The sequence below is a fragment of the uncultured Holdemanella sp. genome (assembly GCF_934772795.1).
Lineage (GTDB): Bacteria > Bacillota_I > Bacilli_A > Erysipelotrichales > Erysipelotrichaceae > Holdemanella.
Genome location: NZ_CAKVMR010000018.1, coordinates 1 through 22,069 on the forward strand (window position 1 = coordinate 1; position 22,069 = coordinate 22,069).

Genomic DNA, 22,069 nt, shown 5'->3' on the forward strand with positions numbered 1-22,069 from the left:
AATAGGGTAGAGGGATAAAATAAAATTATCGCCCCTCCCGTTGAACCGTACGTACGGGTCTCGTATACGGCTCTACATTTATATCGATTCTAAAAAGAATCACAAAATCTCAAGATAGTAATCAAGGGGATTGACCAGACCAGGTCTATCTCCTTTTTCTACGCCTAGAACAGTAGGAGAAAGAAGAAAGTTCACAATATCTCCACAACTTCTCCTGTACCATCCGAGTCTAGAGTTAGCACATTTAAATATATCTTCATGGGTAAAATTACTTCTGCATGCTTTATTTAGTTTCATAAGATTCTTGTAAATGCGTAACGGTCTTTTCCATTGTTTAATGATAATACACCTAACTTTATGTCTCAACCACTGGCCAAATTTATCCAAGAACCCTTTGATACTTGAGATTTTAAAGTATTGTATCCAACCTCTGACCATTTGATTCAGTTTTTCAAATGTAACTGATAGAGGTCTTGAAACTGCACGTTTTCTTTCCATCCATTTTTGAATATTTGAGTATAGACGTTTCTTCCTATCTTTAGTAGGACAACATTTCCACACGTCACTATTCTTATAAAATGTAAAACCAAGAAATTGACCTTTAGTTGGCCTAACTACCTTAGTCTTTGTTGCACTAACCTTCAAGAATAGTTTTCTTTCTAGCCACGATGTCACTGATTTCATTACACGATTTGCACTCATCTCGCTTTTAACGAAAATGACACAGTCGTCGGCGTACCTAGAGAAGCAAAGATTTCTAGATTCTAATTCTTTGTCAAACTTGTCTAAATAGATGTTTGAAAGAATTACACTAATTGGACCTCCTTGTGGTGTTCCAACCGTCGAACTTCTTACAAGTCCTTTGTCCAAAACTCCTGCTTGTAGATAAGCTCGTATCAAATGTAATGTTTTACTATCATTGACACGCTCTCTTAAGATTGAAATTAATTTATCATGATTTACTGTGTCGAAGAATTTCTCAATATCTAGGTCAACAATCCATTCATATCCGTCATTTAAATATCCAAGTACTTCCTCCATCGCCATATGCGCACTACGATTTGGCCTAAAGCCATAACTGTGCTCACTAAATACTGGCTCATAGATTTCATTTAGCACCTGTAACATAGCTTGTTGGATTACTCGGTCTACAACTGTAGGTATACTCAATGGTCTTTGTTTGCCATTTGGCTTAGGAATATAGACTCTTTTGACTGGCATAGGTTTATATTGTTTGTTCAAAATTTTGGAAATCAATTCTTCCTTATATTGATTAAACCATTCTTCGACCTCTTGCACAGTCATTTTATCCACTCCTGGTGCACCTTTGTTCTTCTTGACCTTTCGGATTGCTTTCTGTAGATTCTCTTCACATAAAATCTTTTCAATCAATTCCATTTGCTGCTCCTCCTTCTATTTGTAAATTTATTTGGAAACATCCCAATTATCTTTACCATCTATGATTACGATTCATAGTTCTAGGCTATTTTCATATTCGGACTATCCAAACATTGCTAATAGAGATTTGCACTCTATAAACGTTTCAGTCCTTCAGTATTGCTACCTACTATGACTTCATCTGAATTCTCATGGTTAACCTTTTTCGCTACAAGGGTACTATCACTGATTTTAAAGTTTACTAGAATTCCTTGTCCATGAGACCTCCCGGGGTAAGACATGGGTCCTATTTCTTTCACAACGTCTTGATTTACTGTCTTGGTTTTACGTTTACCTTTTGGACTTCGATTTGCTATGCAATCTCATCCACCATTTAGCCTCATCAAGTTTCTCTGCGTACGCTCGAAAGAATCGCTACACCACTTCCTCCACCCATGACATCACTGTCAACGGCTTGTGGTTCACTACACTTGGCGGTAACTACCTGTGGTTGGTTTATCTCCAACTGAACTCATGCCATGCCCGGCACACATAAGAAAAGGACTTCAGTCAATCTGAAATCCTTACATGTTTATTTTCCGTATCTACGATTTGGTTTGTCGTCTGAAAAGCGCTTTGGTTTACGATCATCATCAAAACGACGTCTTGGCTTGAATTCACCATCTTTTTTATCATCAAAGCGACGTCTTGGTTTGAAGTCTCCATCTCTTCTTCTTGGTTTATCATCATCGAATCTACGTCTAGGTTTGAAGTCGCCATCTTTTTTATCATCAAATCTTCTTTTTGGCTTATCATCATCGAATCTGCGTCTAGGTTTGAAGTCACCATCTTTTTTATCATCAAATCGACGTCTAGGTTTGTAGTCACGATCTTTTTTATCATCAAAACGACGTCTTGGTTTATAGTCATCATTACGAACAAGTAGTGTTACACTTTCTACATGTGGTGTTTGACTAAATATATCGACTGGTTGAATTTTGACAATACGATATTCTTTCTTTAATACACCCAAATCTTTTGCCAAAGTAGCTGGGTTACAAGAAACATAAATCATAGTTTTGATCTTTGATTTTAAAATTGTTTCCTTCATCGTATCATCCAAACCAGAACGAGGAGGATCCACAATCAATGTATCCACATCTTTTTCTTGTACTAAATGCGCTAGTGCACTACCCGCATCTTCACAAATAAAAGATACATTATCGGCATGATTCAACATCGCATTTTCATTGGCATTATCAACCGCATCCTGAATGGATTCAACACCAATAATTTCTTCAGCCTTATCTTTCACAAATAAACTGATGGCACCGATACCACTATAAGCTTCGACAGTTGTCTTTGATCTTGGCATCCAATCCTTAACTACATTATAAAGATTAATGGATTGTTTCGTGTTTAACTGGAAGAAAGATCTAGGAAGTAAAGACAATTGAATATCTTCTAATTGAAGATGCATCTTCTCTTCTCCCCAAATAAAACGCATATCTCCAAATACTTCACGCTTTGTTTCTGTTTTTACACTTTGCCAAATGGATACAACACCCTCTAACTGTGTAATATCATGAATAAATTCTTCACTAAGTTCTTCTTTTCCTGTCACAAAAATAATTTGAATCTTTGAATCAAATTCCTTCATGACCAATGTACGATAACCCGTTTTCTTTTTATCATCATACATCTTTAAATGATGTTCATTCATGATTTTTAAAACTTCTTGGCGCGTTTGTTCTAATAATTTAGAATGCACATAACACCTTTCCATCTTTTGGAAATGATTTGTATCACGCTCATACATTCCTGTATATAGCTCACCATATTCTTCACCAAAAGGAAGTTTGCAGCTATTACGATATGACAATGGTTCAGGATTTTTTATAATTGGTAAAATACGACCATTATAATCCGCATACTTAATTAGCGTCTCCTTTAAATTACCCTCTTTCATTTTGCATTGTGCAGGATACTTTACGTGCATCAAAGCACATCCACCACACTCTTTCCAAATTGGACAAAGTGGATAGCGACGCTTTGAACTCTGCTCAACTAAACGAGTTAATTCTCCAACTAAATAAGTACCTTCATCACTTTTGATATCAAATTCAATGACTTCTTCTGGAATGGCATTTTCAATAAATACTGGCTTTCCTTCATGGAACGCAATTCCCTCACCATTAATTCCCCATTTTTTTACTGTTGTTTTCATATTTTTTATACACAGTTACGACAAACTCAAACGTAACCTCTAACCTTTCTAATTGTTTTACACGATCAAGTCCAGCTTGACTCGTTTTATATCGATATGGTGTCATTTCCAGTAAAGACCATACATCATCAACCATTTTCGTTTCTCGAATGATTTCTTGACTCACCAACTCATATTGTTCTTGTATTTCTGGCATTTCATTCTCGTAGGGTGTGTCATACAATACTTCTTTTAATTCAAAACAATGCTTAGGACCCGGACCCACTACGATCCAGTATCCATTTTCTTTTAGAATGCGATAGATTTCATCTTGGCCTAAAGGCACAAAAATACTTGTAACACTATCTATGCTCTCATCTAAAAAAGGCATATCAAATAAACTCCCCACAATATATTGCGTATGTTTATCTTGTTTAGACGCATGAAGAATGGCTTCCTTACTCAAATCGATACCATAACTATGTTCAAAGTTTGCCCCTATCTCTTTTGTATAGTAACCCTGACCACAGCCAGCATCCAAATAAATAGATCCCTTAGCTTTTTCCTTTACATATTGACGCATAAAATTATAATAATCTTTTTCCAAAAAATCCGTACGCGCTTTAACCATTAAAGCATTGTCCCCATGATTCTTTGTTTGTTTGCGAGATAAGTTCACATAGCCTTGTTTGGCACAATCAAAAGAATGATTATTTTCGCATCGAAATGTTTTATTTTCTTTTATTAGTTTCTTTTTACACACCGGACATATCAACATAAAAAGATTATAACATAAAAGAAAAAGAGAAGCGCTATATTTCACTTCTCTTAGAATAAATCTTCTTCAACCTTAACTGGATGTACCCAAATATCTTCTGTATTATCTATACAATCTTGTACCATCTTGTCAAAATCCCATTTTGCCTCATATTTTTCACACTTATCCACACGAGGTTTCGTAACTGGATTCTTTGGTGTAAAAATCGTACAACAATCTTCATAAGGAAGAATACTTGTTTCATATGTTCCAATCTTTTTAGATAGATCAATAATTTCAACTTTATCCATACAAACAACTGGACGAATAATCGGCATATTTGTGACATCATTGATCGCAAGCATGCTCTCTAAAGTTTGACTAGCAACCTGACCAATGGATTCACCTGTTGCGATGGCTTGGGCATGTCTTTTCTTAGCTAGACCTGTCGCAATACGCATCATCATACGACGCATCAATGTGATCGCATAACTTTCATCCGCATTTTGATAAATAGCTAATTGAAGATCTGTAAATGGAACAACATGAACTAAAACATCTCCCTGATAACCAGATACAAGTCTTGCGAGTTCCATCACTTTTTCTTGGGCATTTTGTGAAGTATATGGAGGTGAAGCATAGTGAATACATTCAATGTGTACACCGCGTTTCATCATTAAGTAGCAGGCAACTGGAGAATCAATTCCGCCACTTAATAAAACCATGGCCTTTCCACCAACACCCACTGGATATCCACCAGCACCTTGAATACGATCTGTCATAATGTAAGCTGCATTTTGGTGAACTTCAACAACAATTTTAACATCCGGATTATGAACATCCACTTTCCAGTCACTGTTCTTTAAAATTTTAGTGGCTACCTTACGATTAATTTCATCCGAAATATAAGGGAATAATTTATCACTACGACGCGCAGCCACCTTAAATGTTTTTGGTGTTGTTAAATCTAAAGATTCATAACATGCATCAATGATTTGATCTAAATCAGGTTCCACCTTAATAGCCAATGAGAAAGATGAAATTCCAAAAACTTTAGCTAAAATATCACTAACCTGCTTAGAATCTTCATCATGAAGATAAATATACATACGGTCATGTTGCTTTTCAAATTCTAATGTTGGGAATGCTTTTAAAGCCTTACGAACATTGTCATAAAGTGCCTTAATAAAGTTGTTACGGTTTTTTCCTTTTAAACTCAATTCGCCATAACGAATTAAGATATGATTATAACGATAAGCCATAATTCTCTATAATCTCCTTACATGTTTTTATAAAATATTTTGCTTCTTCCAAAGTATTCTCATAAGAAAAAGATAAACGAATTCCATGTGTCGCATCAAATTCTGACTTGTGCATAGCCAATAACACTTCAGAAGCATTCGTATTTTGTGATGAACAAGTACTTTTTGCGGAAACACAAATTCCCTTTTGATCTAAAGCATTCAATAAGACTTCACTTGTGATTTGATCAAATGAAATATTAAGAATATAAGGAATCGCACTTAAAGGCGAATGTACATGTGCACCTTCGATCTTCGCTAGTTCTTCACGCAAATATTGATTGATCTTTAAAACATGATCATAAGCACTAGATTGTTCTTCTAAAGCCAAACGAATTGTCTTTGCCAAAACAATATTAGCCGGTGCATTTTCTGTTCCACCACGAAGTCCTTGTTCCTGTTGACCACCTTGGATGATTGGAACAAGTTGAATCTTCTTTTTCTTCATTAAAATGGCACTTCCCTTTAGACCATGAATCTTATGTGCAGAGATCGTAGCCATATCTAGTTTTTCAAAAGGAATATCAATTTTCGAAAAACTCTGTACACAATCCACATGGAAAACGCATGTAGGATTCTGATGTACAATTTTTTCTAGTTCTAAAATAGGATTGATAGCTCCCATTTCATTATTCACATGCATAACCGATACTAAAATCGTATCTTTACGCATATGCGATTTTAAGCATTCTGGCGTAACAATTCCTTCTTCATTAATTGGAAGAAATTCGACTTCAAATCCAAAACGCTTTAAAAACTCCATCGCATGACGAACACTCGAATGCTCGACATTGCTTGTGAGTACATGATGACCTCTATGCTCATTGGCCAAGGCATAGCCTACAATAGCTAAAGTGTTTGATTCACTAGCCGCTGAAGTGAAGATAATTTCACTTGAATCTACATGAAGCATAGAAGCAATATTTGATCGACTCTTTTCCATGAGCGAACTTGCCTGGCGACCAGCCGCATGCAAACTATCTGGGTTGCCATAACAAGTTTCTAACATTTGCCCATAAACACGACGAACCTCTGTGCGTACAGAGGTTGTCGAAGCATTATCAAAATAAATCATTACTGCACCTGGTTCATGACAGCAGGATCTTTTTGAGCTACTAACTTCTCATAAATTCCTGGGTGCATGTTTTCGATTGCTTGAATCGCAATCTTAAGTGCACGAGTATATTCTCCATTTTGGAAACATAACTCAGCACGAGTTAAATCCGAATCCATTTGTGCATGCGTACTACGGAAACGGTTACCAAACACAATCGCATTTTCTACCATAACGGCAACACCGACTAAATTGTTTGCGTTATTGTATAACTTATATACAAAGTCGATGGCATCCTGCAAATCTGCATTTAATGTTTGTACATCTAATGGTGAGTGATCCAACACTACACGAACACGTTGAATCAAGCGTTCGCCTTCTTTTAAATCTGCAGAAAATTGAGATGAGATACTAGGTAAATGACGTGTTACTGTATTTAAACGTACTTCATTTAAAATCAATTGTAATTTTGTCAATTGTTTTTTAGCACGTGATTCATCACTGCTTGCTCCCACTAACATCTCTTTCATATCCTTGACTTGATCGTGGAATTCATTAACATCTTCTGAAAATTTACGATAACCATGAACTACATCTACGCTAGGACGTTGATTTTGTTTCAATTCTTTTTGAATTTCATCACGACGATTTGATAAATCTTCCATTTGGATTTGTGCCAAAGAGAAGCGGTGTGTCCAATCTTCTAGACCAAAACGATCTTTAATATTGGCATAAAGCGCCATGATTTCCTCAAGTTCCTGACCAATGACATTAACAAGATCTAAATTAGATTGAAGACTCACATGGATTTCATCATAAGCCTCTTTTTCATTCGTAACATCATCTTGTAATGCTAGAATGTGATCTCCAATGATTTCCAAGTTTTCCTGTGCCATTTCAAATTCACCTGCATCCAATTGATCAATTGAACTAGACAAAGCACTTTGAATGGTTGTTAATTTTTCTTCTGGTTCTAAATAAGATAAGTCGATATCTTTTTCCTGTAATTCCTTAATGTGCAAACGAACTTCGTTAATTGCACGAGGCAATACATTTTTGGCCTTTTCATAGAGTCCAGGGAAGGCTGCAATTTTAGAGCTAATCTCATCCACCATTTTTGAGATTTTTTCTTGTTCTTCCTTTGCCTTGTTAAATTCTGAAGCAAACATCCACTCTTCAAAATTAGAGAATTCATTTTCAATTTCCTCTAAACATGAATCTACATAATTAACAGATCCATAGAATGAAGAACGATTATCTTGGTAAACAGTTTTCACATTACGGAAACGCTCTTTTAAAGCATTTGCCGATTCACGAACCTCTGTTTCACGAGCCAAGATGTGATCTAATGACTGAGTAACAATACGAATTCTTTCTTTTGTCTCATCCATCATAGTTTCTAAATCGTCCATAGCTCGCATAGATTTACGAAGACGATGTCTAGAAACATAATCATCTGCTTCATTAAACAAATCATCACAAGCACTTAAGTTTTTTTGACAAGTATCATATTTTGGAGTCAAGTTTTTCACTTTATCCATGATATCATCATTCACTCTTGCGAATGCCGATGCTTTGTTGAATTTGTAGGCCAAGGAATTGTTACGAATTTCATTCATTTCGATTTCAAGATCAGAAAGTCGTTTCGACGCCTTTTTACGTTTGATCATACGCATAATGATCCAAATCAAGATCAAGACTAGAATTGCTATACAAAGATAGATGATTACAGTCACAGAAAGTTGATTTCGAATGAACGCGTAAACTGATCGAAAGAAATTCAAAACACTATCCATAGTGGTACCTCCTTGCAAACCATTCTTATTATAGCAAAACTTCAAAATCATTGCATCATTTTCTTGATTTTATTAATGTTCTTTGATATGATACATAAGCATAAATTGATAGCAGCATACAAAGTTAAAGGATATGCGTTGCAGCCTTGTTTAGCGATATGAGTAAGCTAATAGCTGATAGCGGAAAGTATCATTGTCAACACAGCCTTTAAAGATTTGTACTGTTATTGTTTTGTGGATGATATAAAACAATAGGAGGAAAAATTATGTCAAGAAACACAGGAAGCGTTTGGAAGAAGTCACGCCGTCTTGGATTCTCAGTATTAGAAACTGGTGAAGAATTAACTCGTCGTAACACAATTCCAGGACAACACGGAAATGCTCGTCGTCCAAAATTAACAAACTACGGTATCCAATTACAGGAAAAACAAAGAATTCGTCACACTTACCAATTAAGCGAAAAACAATTCTACAACACTTACTTAAAAGCAAGTAAAAAAGCTGGTTCTGCTGGTGAAAACTTCTTAGTAATGTTGGAATCTCGTTTAGATAACATCGTTTATCGTATGGGATTTGCACGTACTCGTCGTGCTAGCCGTCAGTTAGTAAACCACGGACACGTATTAGTAGATGGTAAAAAAGTAGATATCCCTAGTTTCCAAGTAAAACCAGGACAAGTTATCGAAATTCGTGAACGCGCTAAAAACTTAAGCGTAATCAACGAAGCTTTAGAAGCTGCAACAGCAACTGTTGATTTTGTTGAAGTAAACAAAGATGCTAAGAAAGGTACTTATGTTCGTTACCCAGAACGTAAAGAACTATTCACAGCTCAAGAAATCAACGAATTGTTAGTAGTAGAATTCTACAACCGTTAATCTTAGGCATAGAACAAGAAAGAAGCGAATCAATCGCTTCTTTTTTTGTGGATGTGTTTTCTTAATTCATGTATTTTATCTGTTGATCAACGTAGAAAATCAACTTTTTCAGCTACAAAGCCATAGTTTAGATATATCCTGTCATCTTTCTGGTATTTACGCGAATGAATACGACCATTGATTCCTACATAATCTCCAATCTTACACGAAGCACTTACAGTTTCTGCAAGACCTCGCCATACTTCAACGACCACATCATCACTTTCATAAACACCTTCTGAATTTGGAAAATTACGCTGCACTCGAATCGGAAGCTCACAAGTCTTTAACCCATTGCTCGTTTCCTTTAACACTGGCATGTCCGTAATTTTTCCTACGATACTAAACGCATTCATAATTGATTATCCTCCTTCAATTCTGACCACCATATTTATCACCATCCTTCTTCAATGGTATTCTACAAATATGCCACATATAAAACAAACGACCTATCTTATCTATAGGTCGTCTTTTTATGCGTTTTACATGCGCTTTTCCCCTCTAATTCGCTAAAAAAAACACAAATTAGATCAGATAGAGTCATTCGGAAGAATTTTTGTCACACAAGAATGTGAGAAATCCAAATCCTTGATATAGGCATGTACCTGCTCAATTTTCATATTTTGAATGCTATTTAAATTTTCAATATAGTCATACTCCTCAAAGTGACTTCGAAGTAAATCATTGGCCAAGCCATCAAAATGATCTAAGCCACGCAAATTATTTGCGATTGCCTGTGCATGCAACGACTGATAGTCTTCATCAGAAATCGACTTATTCTCTACAAGTTTGTTTACAAGTTCAATAAAGGCATTTGGATTTACTGTTTGAGCATAAAACAAGATATAACTATGATCCAAAGTAAAGTCCGCTTCTGCGCCTACAAACTGTGTAAAGATTCTTTGATCTAGCCATTCCTGAAATTTAGGATTTAAAGGACCCATAATAGAATCTAACCACATATTCACTGCAAAATCTTTTTCGAATGCTTCTGCCTTTGTCTTGCAAGCATCCATCTTATAGCCAACACATACAAATGGCTGATGAATATCCATATGATCGACATACTCTTTGCGATTTACATCCTTTGGTTCTTTTTTAAAGACACGCTCAATCTTTTTATTTAACTTACTCAACACATCTTTTTGACATTCCTTGATCCAATCCATGATTTCATTTGTATCTTTTCCAGTTACACCCACAAGACACAATTTACTAGGATCATAATTTAATGCATAAAATTGTTTTAAATCCTCCATGCTCATATCTTGAATATCTTCTTTTGAACCGAGTACATCCACTTTCATTGGATGATATTGAAATAAAGAAATCAAAGTTTCTTTAAAAAGACGTTGTTCAGGCGATTGTTGATACATATCATATTCACTAAGAATAATCCCCTTTTCTTTTTCAATCGTTTCATTTGTCACATCTAAATTTTCGACAAAATCTAATAAAAGTTTTAATGGCTTTTTCACATCCGCCGTAGTCGAAAAATAAAATGCCGTTTCTGTATAAGACGTATATGCATTTGTAGAACACTGTAAGTTCGCAAATAAATCACTTACATCTTCTCCATCCAAATAAAACATTTGATGCTCTAAATAATGTGCAATTCCACTCTTATGTCTAATCACTTGCCCATCTACTCTTTGATCAATATCAAATCCACCTACTTTAGCTCCTAAAAGAAATAGTGATTTTTGATAATCTGGTTTATGAACAAGAATCACCTGTAAACCATTTGACAATGTTTCTTTTTTAATATCCAAATTATAATTCATTTTCTTTCTCCGCAACAATGGCCACTGAAGCCAAATTCAATCGTAAGGCAACACGTGAAATATCTTCCTTTGTCACCTTCATAATTCTCTCAATTCTTTGCTCAGGCATGAGCTGGCGATGTAAAAGATCATCTAAAAAAGCTTGCGCAATCAAAGATTGAGCTTGATCTAATCCACTAATAATACGGTCCTTATAGTCCATCTTTGCGATTTCTAAATATCGATCATCATAATCCATATTCAATAATCGATCTATTTGTGTTTCTATCAAATTTAATACTTTTGTGACATCCTTACGATTCACACCCGTATGAATTAATAAAGCTCCATCAAAGCGAATAATAGAAGAGCTTATAGAATAACAAAGACTATTCTTTTCACGAATTTCATCAAACATTAAATTCTTCTGGCTTTGCCCCAAAATACTATTTAAAATTAGTTCAGCCTCATAATCCGAACTTGAAATATCAACACCTGTCGAATAGACTTGCGAAATACAAGTTTGCGCAATATCCTTTTCAAACGTTTTATAGCTTGTTTCTACTACAGGAAGCAATGTTCTTTCTGATATAAAAGCACAATGTGAATCTAAACTATCAATATAATCATACAATTCATCCGTTACATAACCACAGATATAGAAGTGTTTTGCCATATCCATATATAGGGTATAGACTTTTTTCACATCATCTAAAGTAAGTGTCTCTAAATCTTTTAAACTTCCCTGCACTGGAATTGAAATTGAATGTTTATCATGTGCCATCTCAAAGGCATACATACATGATAAATTAGCAGGATCATCCATTTGTGCCAATAATCTATTTTTTAATAAATACACAGATTCCTTAAAGTTTTCCTCATCCAATACAGAATGAAACAGAACTTCATCCATAATCTCTTTAATTTTATCTATATAACTTTTATCTTCAATCCAGTCTGGACGGACAAACTGAAAACGAACATCGAGTTGAACAAGATCTCCATAAGATGTTAAACCATAAGACACCTTTGTTCCATAAGCACGATTTAAGGTAGAAGCTAATTTTTGTTTCGAATTCATTTTCTGCGTTTTCGCCTTCATCATATACACAAGCACGTTTAAGGCACTGATTGTATTTCGATGAAAAGGCATCATGGTTTTACAAGAAACATAAACATCACTAAATTTCTGCGTTTGTATATAGTTCATACGTAAACCTCCTTGAAAATATATTATTAATTCTACCACAAAAAATAAAAAAAAGGCTAGAATTCAATCTAGCCTACGTGAACGTATCCAATTAATGCCTTATCACAAGAAACACTTGTTACAACAGTCTGGCTTCCGTTCCATCCACCATGAACTGCTTGTCCGTTTCCGATATAAATGGCAACATGTCCTGAATAAACAATAATGTCACCTGCAACTGGACTTGATGTGATTGTACCAAGACTCAAATAATTTTCTGGCCAACCGTGGAAATTAATTCCTACAGCTCTCAAAGCGTTTGTTACTAACATTGTACAATCTTGAGTAGTTCCTACTTGTGCTAATGCAGCAGAAGCGATTGCTGAGCTGTTAACACTTGGGGTTGGAGCTACATAATTATTAGCTGGAGCACTAGGAGTCGATGTCTGTGCTGGAGCTTGTGTTGTAGTTGTTGTAGTTGCTGTGCTTTGAGCTGGAGCACTTTGAGTAGTTGTTTGTGCTGGAGCCTGAGCTTGAGTCGTTGTATCTTGAGTTGGAGTTGTTTCCTCAGAAGGGGTTACTTCGGTCGCAACACCATTTTCATCAATCTTATATCCATCTTTTTCGGCATTTTTAATCAAATCACCATTTTCATCGAATGCATATTTAGTACCTTCGATTTCAACAATTTGATTCTTAGTTACTTCACCGTTTTCTGCATAATACAATTTTTGACCGTTGATCTCTTGCCATCCTGTACGGAATGTACCGTCTTCTTGAGTGAAATATGTTTTTCCGTCTACATCAAATTGACCTGTAGCCATCTTTCCATCTTCACCAAAGAAATACTTCTGGCCATCGATTTCCTGCCATCCTGTTACACAATTTCCATCGGCATCAAAATAATATTTTGAACCATTTTCTTCAACCCAGTTTGTTGAAGTTTTGTTTCCTTTTTCATCGTAGTATGATTTACCATCATTACTCCAACCATGAAGAAGGACACCTTCTTTTTGGAAATTATACTCACTACCCTGAATTGTCACAGAACCTGTTGCAGCAGTTCCGTCTTGTTGGAAATAGTAAGTTTCATCTGAAACAGTCTGCCATCCAAACTGCATTTCTCCTTTATTATTGAAATAATAAAGTTCCTTATCGATTTTTGTTAAACCAGTAGCTGTCTGACGATTTGATTTTAAAACATAATAACGATCTGCGCCTTCACCATGCCATCCTGGTTGAACTTCTTTGGCATACATTGTCGAAACAATTGGTCCAGAAGTCAATAAACATAGGCTTACGGCTAAAATTTTACTGTGCTTTTCGATAAAATTCATCATATCACCTCTTCGTTACAACACCTGAAGTTTAACAAGATTTAAATTTTGTTGCAAATTTTCGCCAAAAAATCGTTTGCACTTTTTAGTAATTCAATTCTTAATTTTTTCTTAATAACCTTTATATAAAGCACCTCAATATGAATTGTGGTAAATTATGTGATTTTGTAAAAAATTGTACATAACTTATAAAATGTATAGTGTTGTCTACAAATCATGGACAAACTCGTCCTGATTCACTATCATTCTTACTAAGCCAACAAGCCATAGAAGCATCACTATACCAACAAGTATAAATCCGCCTATTGAAAGCCATTTTAAGCAATTTATTACCAAATATACACTTGCAGAATTCATACCTTTTACAATCCAAATAGTACACCAAATGTATTTAAACCCATTTAAAATCATGATAATTCGATATTTTTGAGCTAAAATCAACAATCCCACAATCCCCATTATGTCTATCAGTTTTATACAACTAACAACACCAGCAATATTCAATGATGGATTTGAAATCACATAATAAAGAATACGAATCAAAACACTCGATTCATAATTGGATAGATGTGCCTGCAAATTGAACAAACTTTCATAATCAGTTATAAAAAATAATTTAGAAAATAATATTAACTGCCAAATATTCTGCCATAACCAATAAATGGTTATAAATATGATAAAAATAAAGATTCGCTTTTCAAACGAATCTACATAATGATCAATCGACTTTAAGATTTTCAAGCCAATCCTCTCCCTTAAGTTCTTCATGTGTACTAAGTCCTGGATAATCAAGTTGGCGTAGTACTTCATAAACGATAATGGCAGCACAATTGGACAAATTCAAACTTCTCGCATTTGCGACCATAGGCAAACGCATACAAGTATCTAAATGATGTTGAAGGATTTTTTTATCAACTCCCGTACTTTCTTTTCCAAGAACCAAATAAACATCGCCTTCTTCTTTAGTAAAATCAAATTCACTCGGTGCTTTTTTTCCATAACGAGTCATAAAGTAATAGTGTTCACTTGGATTTTCAGCCACAAACGCATCCCAATCTTTATGAATATGAATATCCGCATCCTTAATATAATCCATTCCTGAACGACGCAAATGTTTTTCATCCAAAGAAAAACCCAACGGTTCAATTAAATGTAAACGTGAACCTGTAGCCATACAAGTTCGAATGATATTTCCTGTATTCTGAGGAATCTCAGGTTCATACAATACTACATGCAACATATTATTTACTCCAATCTTTTAAAAATTTCTCAAGTGCAACCCCTCTATGAGATACACTGTTTTTCTTTTCTTCACTCACATTGGCAAGTGTTGTCTTAAATTCAGGATAATAGAAGATTGGATCATATCCAAAACCATTTGTTCCAACCATTTCATCATGAATCAAACCTTCACACTCACCACGATATACATGTTCTTTTCCTTCTTCATCAATATAGGCAATGACACACACATAACGAGCCGTACGCATTTTTCCTTTTACCTGATCTATAATATATTGATTCTTGATATCATAGCTTGTATCTTCACCTAAAAAGCGAGCCGAATAAACACCTGGCTTCTTATCCATCGCATCTACTTCTAAACCAGAATCATCACTGATCACAGGTTCATGAAGTTCATTAAATAAAGTACGAGCTTTAATGAGCGCATTCTCTTCAAATGTTGTACCATCTTCTACAATATCAATCTTATGATCTAGATCTTTTAAGCATTTAACTTCGCAATCCTTCAACATCGTCTGAAACTCTTCGACTTTATGAGCATTGCTCGTTGCTATCCAAATTGTTTTTTTCATTTTTTATCACCGATATATATTATAGAAAGAAAAAATGGGGTTTTCAACAAGAGTTGTGGTAAAATAAATTGCGTTTTTGAAAGGATGATTTTTATGAATAAGAAACAATGGATGCCACTTATAGGTATGACGATAGCTGCATTTATTTTTAACACCTCTGAATTTATAACTCAATCTAAGAACACTCATGACTTTAGTCATGAGATGAATTAGATGTGCAGATGTTAGATAAATAATTTAAAAATAAATGATAAATATAATGCTTTAAATATATACATATGTTATAATATAGATGAGGAAAAAACATATGGAAGTTGTTAAAGGTAGAGGTTATGTCTATTCTATACAGTATCATATCGTATGGTGCGTAAAGTATCGTCGTGATGTTTTGAATGGACAGGTTGCAATAAGATTAAAAGAGCTGCTGATTCAGATTTCAAAGGATAATGGTTTTCAAATCCTAGAAATGAATATGGAGGAAGATCATATCCATATGCTGATCAATTGTACGCCGCAACATTACATTCCAAATATTATAAAAGCTATGAAGGGTGTATCGGCCAGACTCTTAATGAAAGAGTTTGGGGATGATCTAAGATCCAAATTATGGGGTGGACATCTATGGAATCCTTCTTATTTTGTAGCTACAGTTTCTGAAAATACAGAAGAACAGATTATAGATTATATAAGAAGTCAAAAAAGAAAATAGCGAATCAATAAGAGGAGAAATCATCATGGAAAAGGCATTCAAGTATCGTATCTATCCAAATAGGGAACAAAGAATATTACTAGCCAAGACTTTTGGCTGTACTCGTTTTGTATATAATCATTATCTGGCAAAGCGTAGGGATGCCTATGAAAAAGATGGAATCACTTTAAACTATACGGCATGTGCTAAGGATCTAGTTTCTTTAAAGAAAGAATATGAATGGCTTAAGGAAGTGGATTCCGTGGCTCTACAGTCAAGTGTAAAGAATCTGGATACGGCATATATAAATTTCTTTAAGAAAAAAGCTGAATATCCTAGATTCAAATCGAAGAAGACACATCGTTATTCATATACAACAAAGTATACAAGAGGAAATATTGAATTATTAGACAATAAGGTCAAACTTCCTAAGATTGGTCTTGTAAAGATAAAGAAAACACGACAACCAAAAGGAAGACTACTGAGTGCAACAGTTTCACAAGTACCAAGTGGAAAGTATTATGTTTCATTAAATTATACAGATGTAGAAGAAGTCTTGTTTCCACTGACATATAATGAGACAGGTATAGATCTAGGTATCAAGGATTTTATCATATTGAGTAATGGAGAAAGGGTGGAAAATCCAAAATATCTGAAGAAGTCGATTGAGAAACTGAAAAAGCTCCAGAGACAGCAGTCACGAAAAACAAAGGGCGGCCGCAACTGGATCAAAAACAGAATCAAGATTGCAAGACTTCATGAAAAGATAGCGAATCAAAGAATGGATTTTATCAACAAACTATCTACTAGAATCATTAGAGAATATGACATTATCTGTATCGAAGATTTAAAAGTAGAGAATATGCTTAAAAACCACAATCTTGCCCAGTCTATATCGGATGTATCCTGGTCAAAGTTTACAACCCAGCTAGAATATAAAGCCGAGTGGTATGGAAAAGTGATCAAGAAAGTAGACACATTCTATGCGAGCAGTCAGATCTGTCATTGTTGCGGATATAAGAATGAAGAAACAAAAGATTTAAATGTAAGAGAATGGACATGCCCAAAATGCCATTCAAATCATGACAGAGATGTAAATGCATCCATCAATATATTGATGCAAGGCATATTAGCTAATTAGCTAAAAATAAAAAAAGAACCGCAGGAACTGCGGGGATAGCTTGGTAAGAAAGGTTTCAAAAGAAACCTGTTCCCAAGAATCTCGTCACTGAAGTGACGAGAGGTTCAAGCCCATTGGACTCTTGACGGATATTGCCCAAACCTTTTCTATCACACAAACACAAGCCGGTATTATGATCACCATCTATTCCTGGGCCGTTATGTTACTTTCTTTACCATTGATGATTTTAGCTTCTAAATACAACTACAAGAAGATATTGCTGGTTACACTTTTCTTATTTGGACTAGGACAAGCCATCAGTGCAATTTCTATGAACTTCCCTATATTAATTATAGGAAGATTGATTGTGGCTTGTGCTCACGCTGTATTCTGGTCTATCGCAAGTGTCATTGCGGTAAAACTAGTCAATGAAGATAAACGTGAGTTTGCGATGAGTATGATTGTGACAGGTACAAGTGTTGCCATGATTGCCGGTTTACCACTTGGAAGAATGATTGGCTTATGGATTGGATGGAGAATCACATTTCTAATCGTAGGTATCATCAGTATCATTCTTCTACTTTTTCAAACACACTACTTTCCCAGTCTTGAAACAACTTCTGCCTTTTCTTTAAACCAATTACCTACACTATTAAAAAATAGACAACTGATTACCATTTACGGTATTTCCTTATTATTTGCGAGTGCCTACTATACAGCCTATAGTTATATTGAACCCTTCTTATCACAAGTCGCAAATTTATCAAACAACACAATCACGCTAGTTTTATCCTTATTTGGAGTTGCTGGAATTGGTGGAAGTATCTTATTCTCAAATTTCTACAATAAAAATAGAAAGAGATTCATCTTAGCTTCACTATTCTGTCTTACACTCGTTTTATTCTTGTTAAAACCAAGTACAGCATCCATGATTACACTGTTGTTGATTTGTATTGTATGGGGTATGAGTTCTACTGCATTTAATGTAGCTTGTCAATCCGAAACGATGTTGGCAACCAATGAAAATACAAGTTCTGTTGCGATGTCGATTTTCTCAGGCATCTTTAATCTAGGTATTGGATTAGGATCTTTTATTGGAGGGCAAACCATTAACCTTCTTAATATTCAATCCATTGGGTATGTTGCTGGTATAATCGCAGTACTTAGCATAATCTTCTATATAAGACGTCGCTAATATATGATAGAATAAATGGGTTGGAGGAATTTATGGAATACAAGAACGACAATAAATTTTATTTTGAAATTGAAAAAAGAATTCCTGGTCATTTAGGAAGAGCCGGAATTATACATACACCTCATGGAGACATCAAGACCCCTGCATTTATGTGTGTTGGAACACATGGTGAAGTTCGCTTTGTTTCTATGGAAGAATTAAAAAGTATTAATGCCCAAGCCATGTTGAGTAATGGCTATCATTTAAGAAATATTTCCCCTGAAATTGCAGAAAATGGTGGCTTATCCGCATGGTCAAAATGGAACGGTCCAACCTTAACGGATTCCGGTGGATTTCAAGTGATGTCTTTAGGTTCTGGCTGTGGAAAAGTTGTCAGCATGAAACGCGAAGACAATATGAAAAATACCGAAGAAGAAAAGCGCTTGGCCCACGTAACAGAAGATGGAGTACACTTTCATGATCCATTTACAGGTCAAGAAGATTTTATTGGTCCTGAAGAAAGTATGCAAATTCAATGTCGCATTGGAGCCGATATTCATATGGCCTATGATGAATTAACTTCTTTAGCTGACACATACGAATATAACGTTGAATCTTTGGCAAGAACAGAGCGTTGGGCAAAGAGAAGTCTTGATGAACATAAGAAGCATTGTGATGATTTAGGGTATCACCAATCTTTATATGGCGTCATTCAAGGTGGTCGTTGGGAAGATCTTAGAAGATCAACTTGTAAAAAATATGCGCAGATGGATTTTGATGGCTATGGATTAGGTGGAGCTTTCCTTAAAGAAACACTTGGTGATATTTTAACTTGGTGTAATGAAGAATTACCTGAGAATAAGCCAAGACACTTATTAGGATTATCTCATCCAGATGATATTTTAATTGGTACAGAAAATGGTGCGGATACATTTGATTGTGTAGCTCCTACAAGAGAGGCAAGACATGGTAGATTATATACAATGCATGGTCCAATCAATCTATCAAAATATAGAGATAGCGATGAAATTATTGACGAAGGTTGTGATTGTCCGACTTGTCTTAGTCAGATTACATTAGGTGAATTAAGAAGACTATGGAAATCACAAGATCGTAATGAATCCGCCAAATATTTTGAACTGGCTTCTATACATAATCTTCGTTTCATCATCCGTTTAACTGAACAAGCTCGACAAGCTATTTTAGATGGTACATTTAAAGAATTCAAAGAATCATTCTTAAATTCATATTATGGGAACAAGTAATTGTTCCTTTTTTTTGTGACGAAAAAAAAGAGAAATCAAACGATTTCCCTTAAATAAAGTCTTGGCAAGATACCAATAAATCAATTTTCTTCCATTGTGTTTCTTCATCAATGCAGTTACCTTCTTCAACAGAGGCAAATCCACATTGTGGAGAAAGCGCAATATTATCACCGACTACGGCTTTAGCTTGTTCATAACGCGTTTTAATCGCATCATGCTCCTCTAATTCCGGACGTTTTGTAGAAATCAAACCAGCCACAAATGTGCGGTCTGTACCTTTTAAAACAGCCCATGGATCAAAGGTTCCACTACGAGCATCATCATATTCTACAAAATAGCCATCATATGGAATACTTGCGACAGATTTTGCGATCGTATCATAGAATCCATGGAATAATGGATTTCCTTTGAAGTTTCCTTTACAGAAGTGTGTCGCAATCTGCATATCTTCTGGACGATTTTCTAAAGCCTTAGTACTTACACGCACAAACCAATCTAATACTTGTGCTTTTGTATAGCCCAACCCTTCTACTTTTGATACAAATGTATCATCAATCATATATGTCCATGAAGTATCATCAATTTGAATGTAGCGACATCCATGATTGTAGAAATCACGAATAGCTGCCTGATATGCCAATCCAATATCTTCAATCACAGCTTCAATATCCGTACCATAATATGGTGTATCCTTAATGCCTAGTTGCAAGAAATGATCAATCAAAATCATATTTGGTCCAGAAATACATTTCTTTGCCTCTACACCATATTTACTAGCTTCATTCTTCAAGAAATCCCATGCGTACATCTCTTTATGTGCTTTATTTGGATCATAAGAAATCTTGCCTTCGATCATACCTAATTCGATGTGATTGTTTCTTCCATTAATAAACTTATCCAAATGTTTTGTAGTAAAACCATCAAATTCTTTCAACCAATCTAAATGCCACCAGCGACGACGGAATTCTCCATCCGTCACAAACTTCAATCCATGTTGCACTTCTTTCGCTACTAATTTTGCGATTTGTTCATCCTCTACATCACGTAATTGTTCATATGTGATTTCATTATTATTAAATTTAGCACGAGCCTCTTTAATTTCTTGTGGTCTTAAAAAAGATCCTACAATATCATATTTAATATTCAACATAAGTAAACTTCCTCCAATGTCATCATTTTATCATTTCTTAATGATTATTGATAATATTTAATAATATGCACCTGTTATAACTTTTATCTATAGATAAGAAAATATGAATATGATAAAATATCTACTATGAACACAAAAGAATATATATTAGATCAATTTAAAACATATCCTCATCTTGAACTTGAAGACTTGATGAAATTTTTATACCAAAGCACTTTTGGTTGTGAACACCTAGTTTCAGATCAAGACACAGTAAAAAAACATATCCAACAAGAATTCGATACACAAATGGATTCATGCAATTCCATTGAATATCTAGATGGAGACTATGTTCGTCTACATTTAAATTATGGATTGAGTGTAAATACATTGAGTACTTTATTTATATTATCTAGCCAACAAGAAAAGAATGGAATAAAACAGCTTGAAGATAAGATTCAAATTCTTTTAGAACTTATCTCAAATCATACACTTCCATTTTCTTTAGAAGAATCAAAAAATGTTCTTATAAAATGGAAAGAAGAAGGCTATCCAGCCATTCATCATTCCAATACATTCAATCAAATGTACCATCCATCTTATCGTTTGATTCATAAAAAATACGTTCCCTTTTTAGAACTATTCAAATATATCGACGACAAACATCCTTCTATTCTTTCAATTGATGGGCGTTGTGCTTCAGGTAAGACTACACTTGGTATCCTTTTAAAACAAGTATATGACTGCAATGTATTTAAAATGGATGACTTTTTTTTACAGCCCCATCAAAGGACAAAGGAAAGGCTAGAAAGTCCTGGAGAAAATGTAGATCATGAGCGTTTTGAACAAGAGATCTTAATTCCATTATCCAAACATGAAGATGTGAATTTGCGTAAATTCAATTGTTCAACTCTGTCAATACAATCTCCTAATTTGATTCCATATAAATCATTCAATGTCATTGAAGGCTCTTATTCGATGCATTCAGATCTTCAAAAATATTATGATTTTTCTGTTTTTTTAACTCTAAACAAAGAAGAACAAATTGAAAGACTAAAGAAAAGAAATCCAAATATGTTGAATAATTTTATTCAACGATGGATTCCTTTAGAAGAACTTTATTTTAATACTTTTTCAATCCAAGATAAATGTAAAATCCTAATAGATACATCAAAGGCCTGA

The 22,069-nt window shown here is 34.7% G+C and carries 21 protein-coding genes; 6 read left to right on the forward strand and 15 right to left on the reverse strand.

What is annotated here, in order from left to right; all coding sequences use genetic code 11:
* Window positions 1-99: 99 nt before the first annotated feature.
* The 7 genes from ltrA to Q0F04_RS04925 all read right to left on the reverse strand — a co-directional run bounded on the left by ltrA (window position 100) and on the right by Q0F04_RS04925 (window position 8,491).
* Window positions 100-1,398, reverse strand: coding sequence for a group II intron reverse transcriptase/maturase (gene ltrA, locus Q0F04_RS04895; protein WP_295750826.1), 1,299 nt, complete (start codon window positions 1,396-1,398; stop codon window positions 100-102).
* A 382-nt stretch (window positions 1,399-1,780) separates the two neighbouring features.
* Window positions 1,781-1,903 (reverse strand): hypothetical protein, encoded by a 123-nt coding sequence (locus Q0F04_RS04900; RefSeq protein WP_295750829.1) that lies wholly within the window; start codon window positions 1,901-1,903, stop codon window positions 1,781-1,783.
* A 66-nt stretch (window positions 1,904-1,969) separates the two neighbouring features.
* Entirely contained in the window at window positions 1,970-3,604 is a 1,635-nt protein-coding gene (gene rlmD / locus Q0F04_RS04905) for a 23S rRNA (uracil(1939)-C(5))-methyltransferase RlmD (RefSeq protein WP_295750832.1), read from the reverse strand.
* The gene (locus Q0F04_RS04910) at window positions 3,573-4,361 is read right to left on the reverse strand and encodes a putative RNA methyltransferase (protein WP_295750835.1); all 789 of its coding nucleotides are present in this window, start codon (window positions 4,359-4,361) and stop codon (window positions 3,573-3,575) included. Before Q0F04_RS04910 ends, rlmD begins: the two co-directional genes overlap by 32 nt.
* Window positions 4,362-4,411: 50 nt before the next feature.
* On the reverse strand, window positions 4,412-5,602 hold the full coding sequence (gene thiI / locus Q0F04_RS04915; protein ID WP_295750838.1) for a tRNA uracil 4-sulfurtransferase ThiI: 1,191 nt from the start codon (window positions 5,600-5,602) through the stop codon (window positions 4,412-4,414).
* A complete protein-coding gene (locus Q0F04_RS04920) occupies window positions 5,586-6,716 on the reverse strand; it encodes a cysteine desulfurase family protein (RefSeq protein ID WP_295750841.1) in 1,131 nt (376 codons plus the stop codon). Before Q0F04_RS04920 ends, thiI begins: the two co-directional genes overlap by 17 nt.
* Window positions 6,716-8,491, reverse strand: coding sequence for a septation ring formation regulator EzrA (locus Q0F04_RS04925; protein WP_199519594.1), 1,776 nt, complete (start codon window positions 8,489-8,491; stop codon window positions 6,716-6,718). The genes Q0F04_RS04920 and Q0F04_RS04925 overlap by 1 nt, the downstream gene beginning before the upstream one ends.
* 266 nt (window positions 8,492-8,757) lie before the next feature.
* Here Q0F04_RS04925 and rpsD point away from each other — a divergent pair, with 266 nt between their 5' ends.
* Window positions 8,758-9,366, forward strand: coding sequence for a 30S ribosomal protein S4 (gene rpsD, locus Q0F04_RS04930; protein WP_117570841.1), 609 nt, complete (start codon window positions 8,758-8,760; stop codon window positions 9,364-9,366).
* Between the two features lie 86 nt (window positions 9,367-9,452).
* Here the strand turns inward: rpsD and Q0F04_RS04935 are convergent, their stop codons facing one another.
* The 7 genes from Q0F04_RS04935 to rdgB all read right to left on the reverse strand — a co-directional run bounded on the left by Q0F04_RS04935 (window position 9,453) and on the right by rdgB (window position 15,511).
* Window positions 9,453-9,761, reverse strand: a complete 309-nt coding sequence (locus Q0F04_RS04935) for a single-stranded DNA-binding protein (protein WP_117570840.1) — start codon at window positions 9,759-9,761, stop codon at window positions 9,453-9,455.
* 174 nt (window positions 9,762-9,935) lie between these two features.
* Complete coding sequence (locus tag Q0F04_RS04940; RefSeq protein ID WP_295750844.1) at window positions 9,936-11,189, reverse strand: pitrilysin family protein; 1,254 nt, start codon at window positions 11,187-11,189, stop codon at window positions 9,936-9,938.
* A complete protein-coding gene (locus Q0F04_RS04945; protein WP_295750847.1) occupies window positions 11,179-12,378 on the reverse strand; it encodes an insulinase family protein in 1,200 nt (399 codons plus the stop codon). Before Q0F04_RS04945 ends, Q0F04_RS04940 begins: the two co-directional genes overlap by 11 nt.
* A 68-nt stretch (window positions 12,379-12,446) precedes the next feature.
* A complete protein-coding gene (locus tag Q0F04_RS04950; protein ID WP_295750848.1) occupies window positions 12,447-13,694 on the reverse strand; it encodes an NlpC/P60 family protein in 1,248 nt (415 codons plus the stop codon).
* Window positions 13,695-13,901: 207 nt separating this feature from the next.
* Complete coding sequence (locus Q0F04_RS04955; protein ID WP_295750851.1) at window positions 13,902-14,435, reverse strand: hypothetical protein; 534 nt, start codon at window positions 14,433-14,435, stop codon at window positions 13,902-13,904.
* Window positions 14,413-14,934 carry a tRNA (cytidine(34)-2'-O)-methyltransferase gene (locus Q0F04_RS04960; RefSeq protein ID WP_117923929.1) on the reverse strand — a complete coding sequence of 174 codons (522 nt, stop codon included), beginning with the start codon at window positions 14,932-14,934 and terminating at the stop codon, window positions 14,413-14,415. Before Q0F04_RS04960 ends, Q0F04_RS04955 begins: the two co-directional genes overlap by 23 nt.
* A gap of 1 nt (window position 14,935) precedes the next feature.
* Window positions 14,936-15,511 carry an RdgB/HAM1 family non-canonical purine NTP pyrophosphatase gene (gene rdgB, locus Q0F04_RS04965; protein ID WP_295750856.1) on the reverse strand — a complete coding sequence of 192 codons (576 nt, stop codon included), beginning with the start codon at window positions 15,509-15,511 and terminating at the stop codon, window positions 14,936-14,938.
* A 307-nt stretch (window positions 15,512-15,818) separates the two neighbouring features.
* On the opposite strand from rdgB, the gene tnpA reads away from it, so the two are divergent.
* The 4 genes from tnpA to tgt all read left to right on the forward strand — a co-directional run bounded on the left by tnpA (window position 15,819) and on the right by tgt (window position 19,758).
* The gene (tnpA, locus tag Q0F04_RS04970; protein ID WP_295750858.1) at window positions 15,819-16,220 is read left to right on the forward strand and encodes an IS200/IS605 family transposase; all 402 of its coding nucleotides are present in this window, start codon (window positions 15,819-15,821) and stop codon (window positions 16,218-16,220) included.
* 25 nt (window positions 16,221-16,245) lie between these two features.
* Window positions 16,246-17,340 (forward strand): IS200/IS605 family element RNA-guided endonuclease TnpB, encoded by a 1,095-nt coding sequence (gene tnpB / locus Q0F04_RS04975; RefSeq protein ID WP_295750860.1) that lies wholly within the window; start codon window positions 16,246-16,248, stop codon window positions 17,338-17,340.
* 121 nt (window positions 17,341-17,461) lie between these two features.
* Window positions 17,462-18,514, forward strand: a complete 1,053-nt coding sequence (locus tag Q0F04_RS04980; protein WP_295750863.1) for an MFS transporter — start codon at window positions 17,462-17,464, stop codon at window positions 18,512-18,514.
* Between the two features lie 32 nt (window positions 18,515-18,546).
* Complete coding sequence (gene tgt, locus Q0F04_RS04985) at window positions 18,547-19,758, forward strand: tRNA guanosine(34) transglycosylase Tgt (protein WP_295750866.1); 1,212 nt, start codon at window positions 18,547-18,549, stop codon at window positions 19,756-19,758.
* Between the two features lie 49 nt (window positions 19,759-19,807).
* Here the strand turns inward: tgt and Q0F04_RS04990 are convergent, their stop codons facing one another.
* A complete protein-coding gene (locus tag Q0F04_RS04990) occupies window positions 19,808-20,908 on the reverse strand; it encodes a methionine synthase (protein ID WP_295750869.1) in 1,101 nt (366 codons plus the stop codon).
* 126 nt (window positions 20,909-21,034) lie between these two features.
* Between Q0F04_RS04990 and Q0F04_RS04995 the strand changes: the two genes are divergently transcribed.
* Window positions 21,035-22,069: a hypothetical protein gene (locus Q0F04_RS04995; protein WP_295750872.1), complete on the forward strand. Its 1,035-nt coding sequence runs from the start codon at window positions 21,035-21,037 to the stop codon at window positions 22,067-22,069.

Coding starts and splice junctions, on each gene's coding strand:
- ltrA (WP_295750826.1), bottom strand. CDS start 1,398: ATGGAATTGATTGAAAAGATTTTATGTGAAGAGAATCTACAGAAAGCA.
- rlmD (WP_295750832.1), bottom strand. CDS start 3,604: ATGAAAACAACAGTAAAAAAATGGGGAATTAATGGTGAGGGAATTGCG.
- Q0F04_RS04910 (WP_295750835.1), bottom strand. CDS start 4,361: ATGTTGATATGTCCGGTGTGTAAAAAGAAACTAATAAAAGAAAATAAA.
- thiI (WP_295750838.1), bottom strand. CDS start 5,602: ATGGCTTATCGTTATAATCATATCTTAATTCGTTATGGCGAATTGAGT.
- Q0F04_RS04920 (WP_295750841.1), bottom strand. CDS start 6,716: ATGATTTATTTTGATAATGCTTCGACAACCTCTGTACGCACAGAGGTT.
- Q0F04_RS04925 (WP_199519594.1), bottom strand. CDS start 8,491: ATGGATAGTGTTTTGAATTTCTTTCGATCAGTTTACGCGTTCATTCGA.
- rpsD (WP_117570841.1), top strand. CDS start 8,758: ATGTCAAGAAACACAGGAAGCGTTTGGAAGAAGTCACGCCGTCTTGGA.
- Q0F04_RS04935 (WP_117570840.1), bottom strand. CDS start 9,761: ATGAATGCGTTTAGTATCGTAGGAAAAATTACGGACATGCCAGTGTTA.
- Q0F04_RS04940 (WP_295750844.1), bottom strand. CDS start 11,189: ATGAATTATAATTTGGATATTAAAAAAGAAACATTGTCAAATGGTTTA.
- Q0F04_RS04945 (WP_295750847.1), bottom strand. CDS start 12,378: ATGAACTATATACAAACGCAGAAATTTAGTGATGTTTATGTTTCTTGT.
- Q0F04_RS04950 (WP_295750848.1), bottom strand. CDS start 13,694: ATGAATTTTATCGAAAAGCACAGTAAAATTTTAGCCGTAAGCCTATGT.
- Q0F04_RS04960 (WP_117923929.1), bottom strand. CDS start 14,934: ATGTTGCATGTAGTATTGTATGAACCTGAGATTCCTCAGAATACAGGA.
- rdgB (WP_295750856.1), bottom strand. CDS start 15,511: ATGAAAAAAACAATTTGGATAGCAACGAGCAATGCTCATAAAGTCGAA.
- tnpA (WP_295750858.1), top strand. CDS start 15,819: ATGGAAGTTGTTAAAGGTAGAGGTTATGTCTATTCTATACAGTATCAT.
- tnpB (WP_295750860.1), top strand. CDS start 16,246: ATGGAAAAGGCATTCAAGTATCGTATCTATCCAAATAGGGAACAAAGA.
- tgt (WP_295750866.1), top strand. CDS start 18,547: ATGGAATACAAGAACGACAATAAATTTTATTTTGAAATTGAAAAAAGA.
- Q0F04_RS04990 (WP_295750869.1), bottom strand. CDS start 20,908: ATGTTGAATATTAAATATGATATTGTAGGATCTTTTTTAAGACCACAA.
- Q0F04_RS04995 (WP_295750872.1), top strand. CDS start 21,035: ATGAACACAAAAGAATATATATTAGATCAATTTAAAACATATCCTCAT.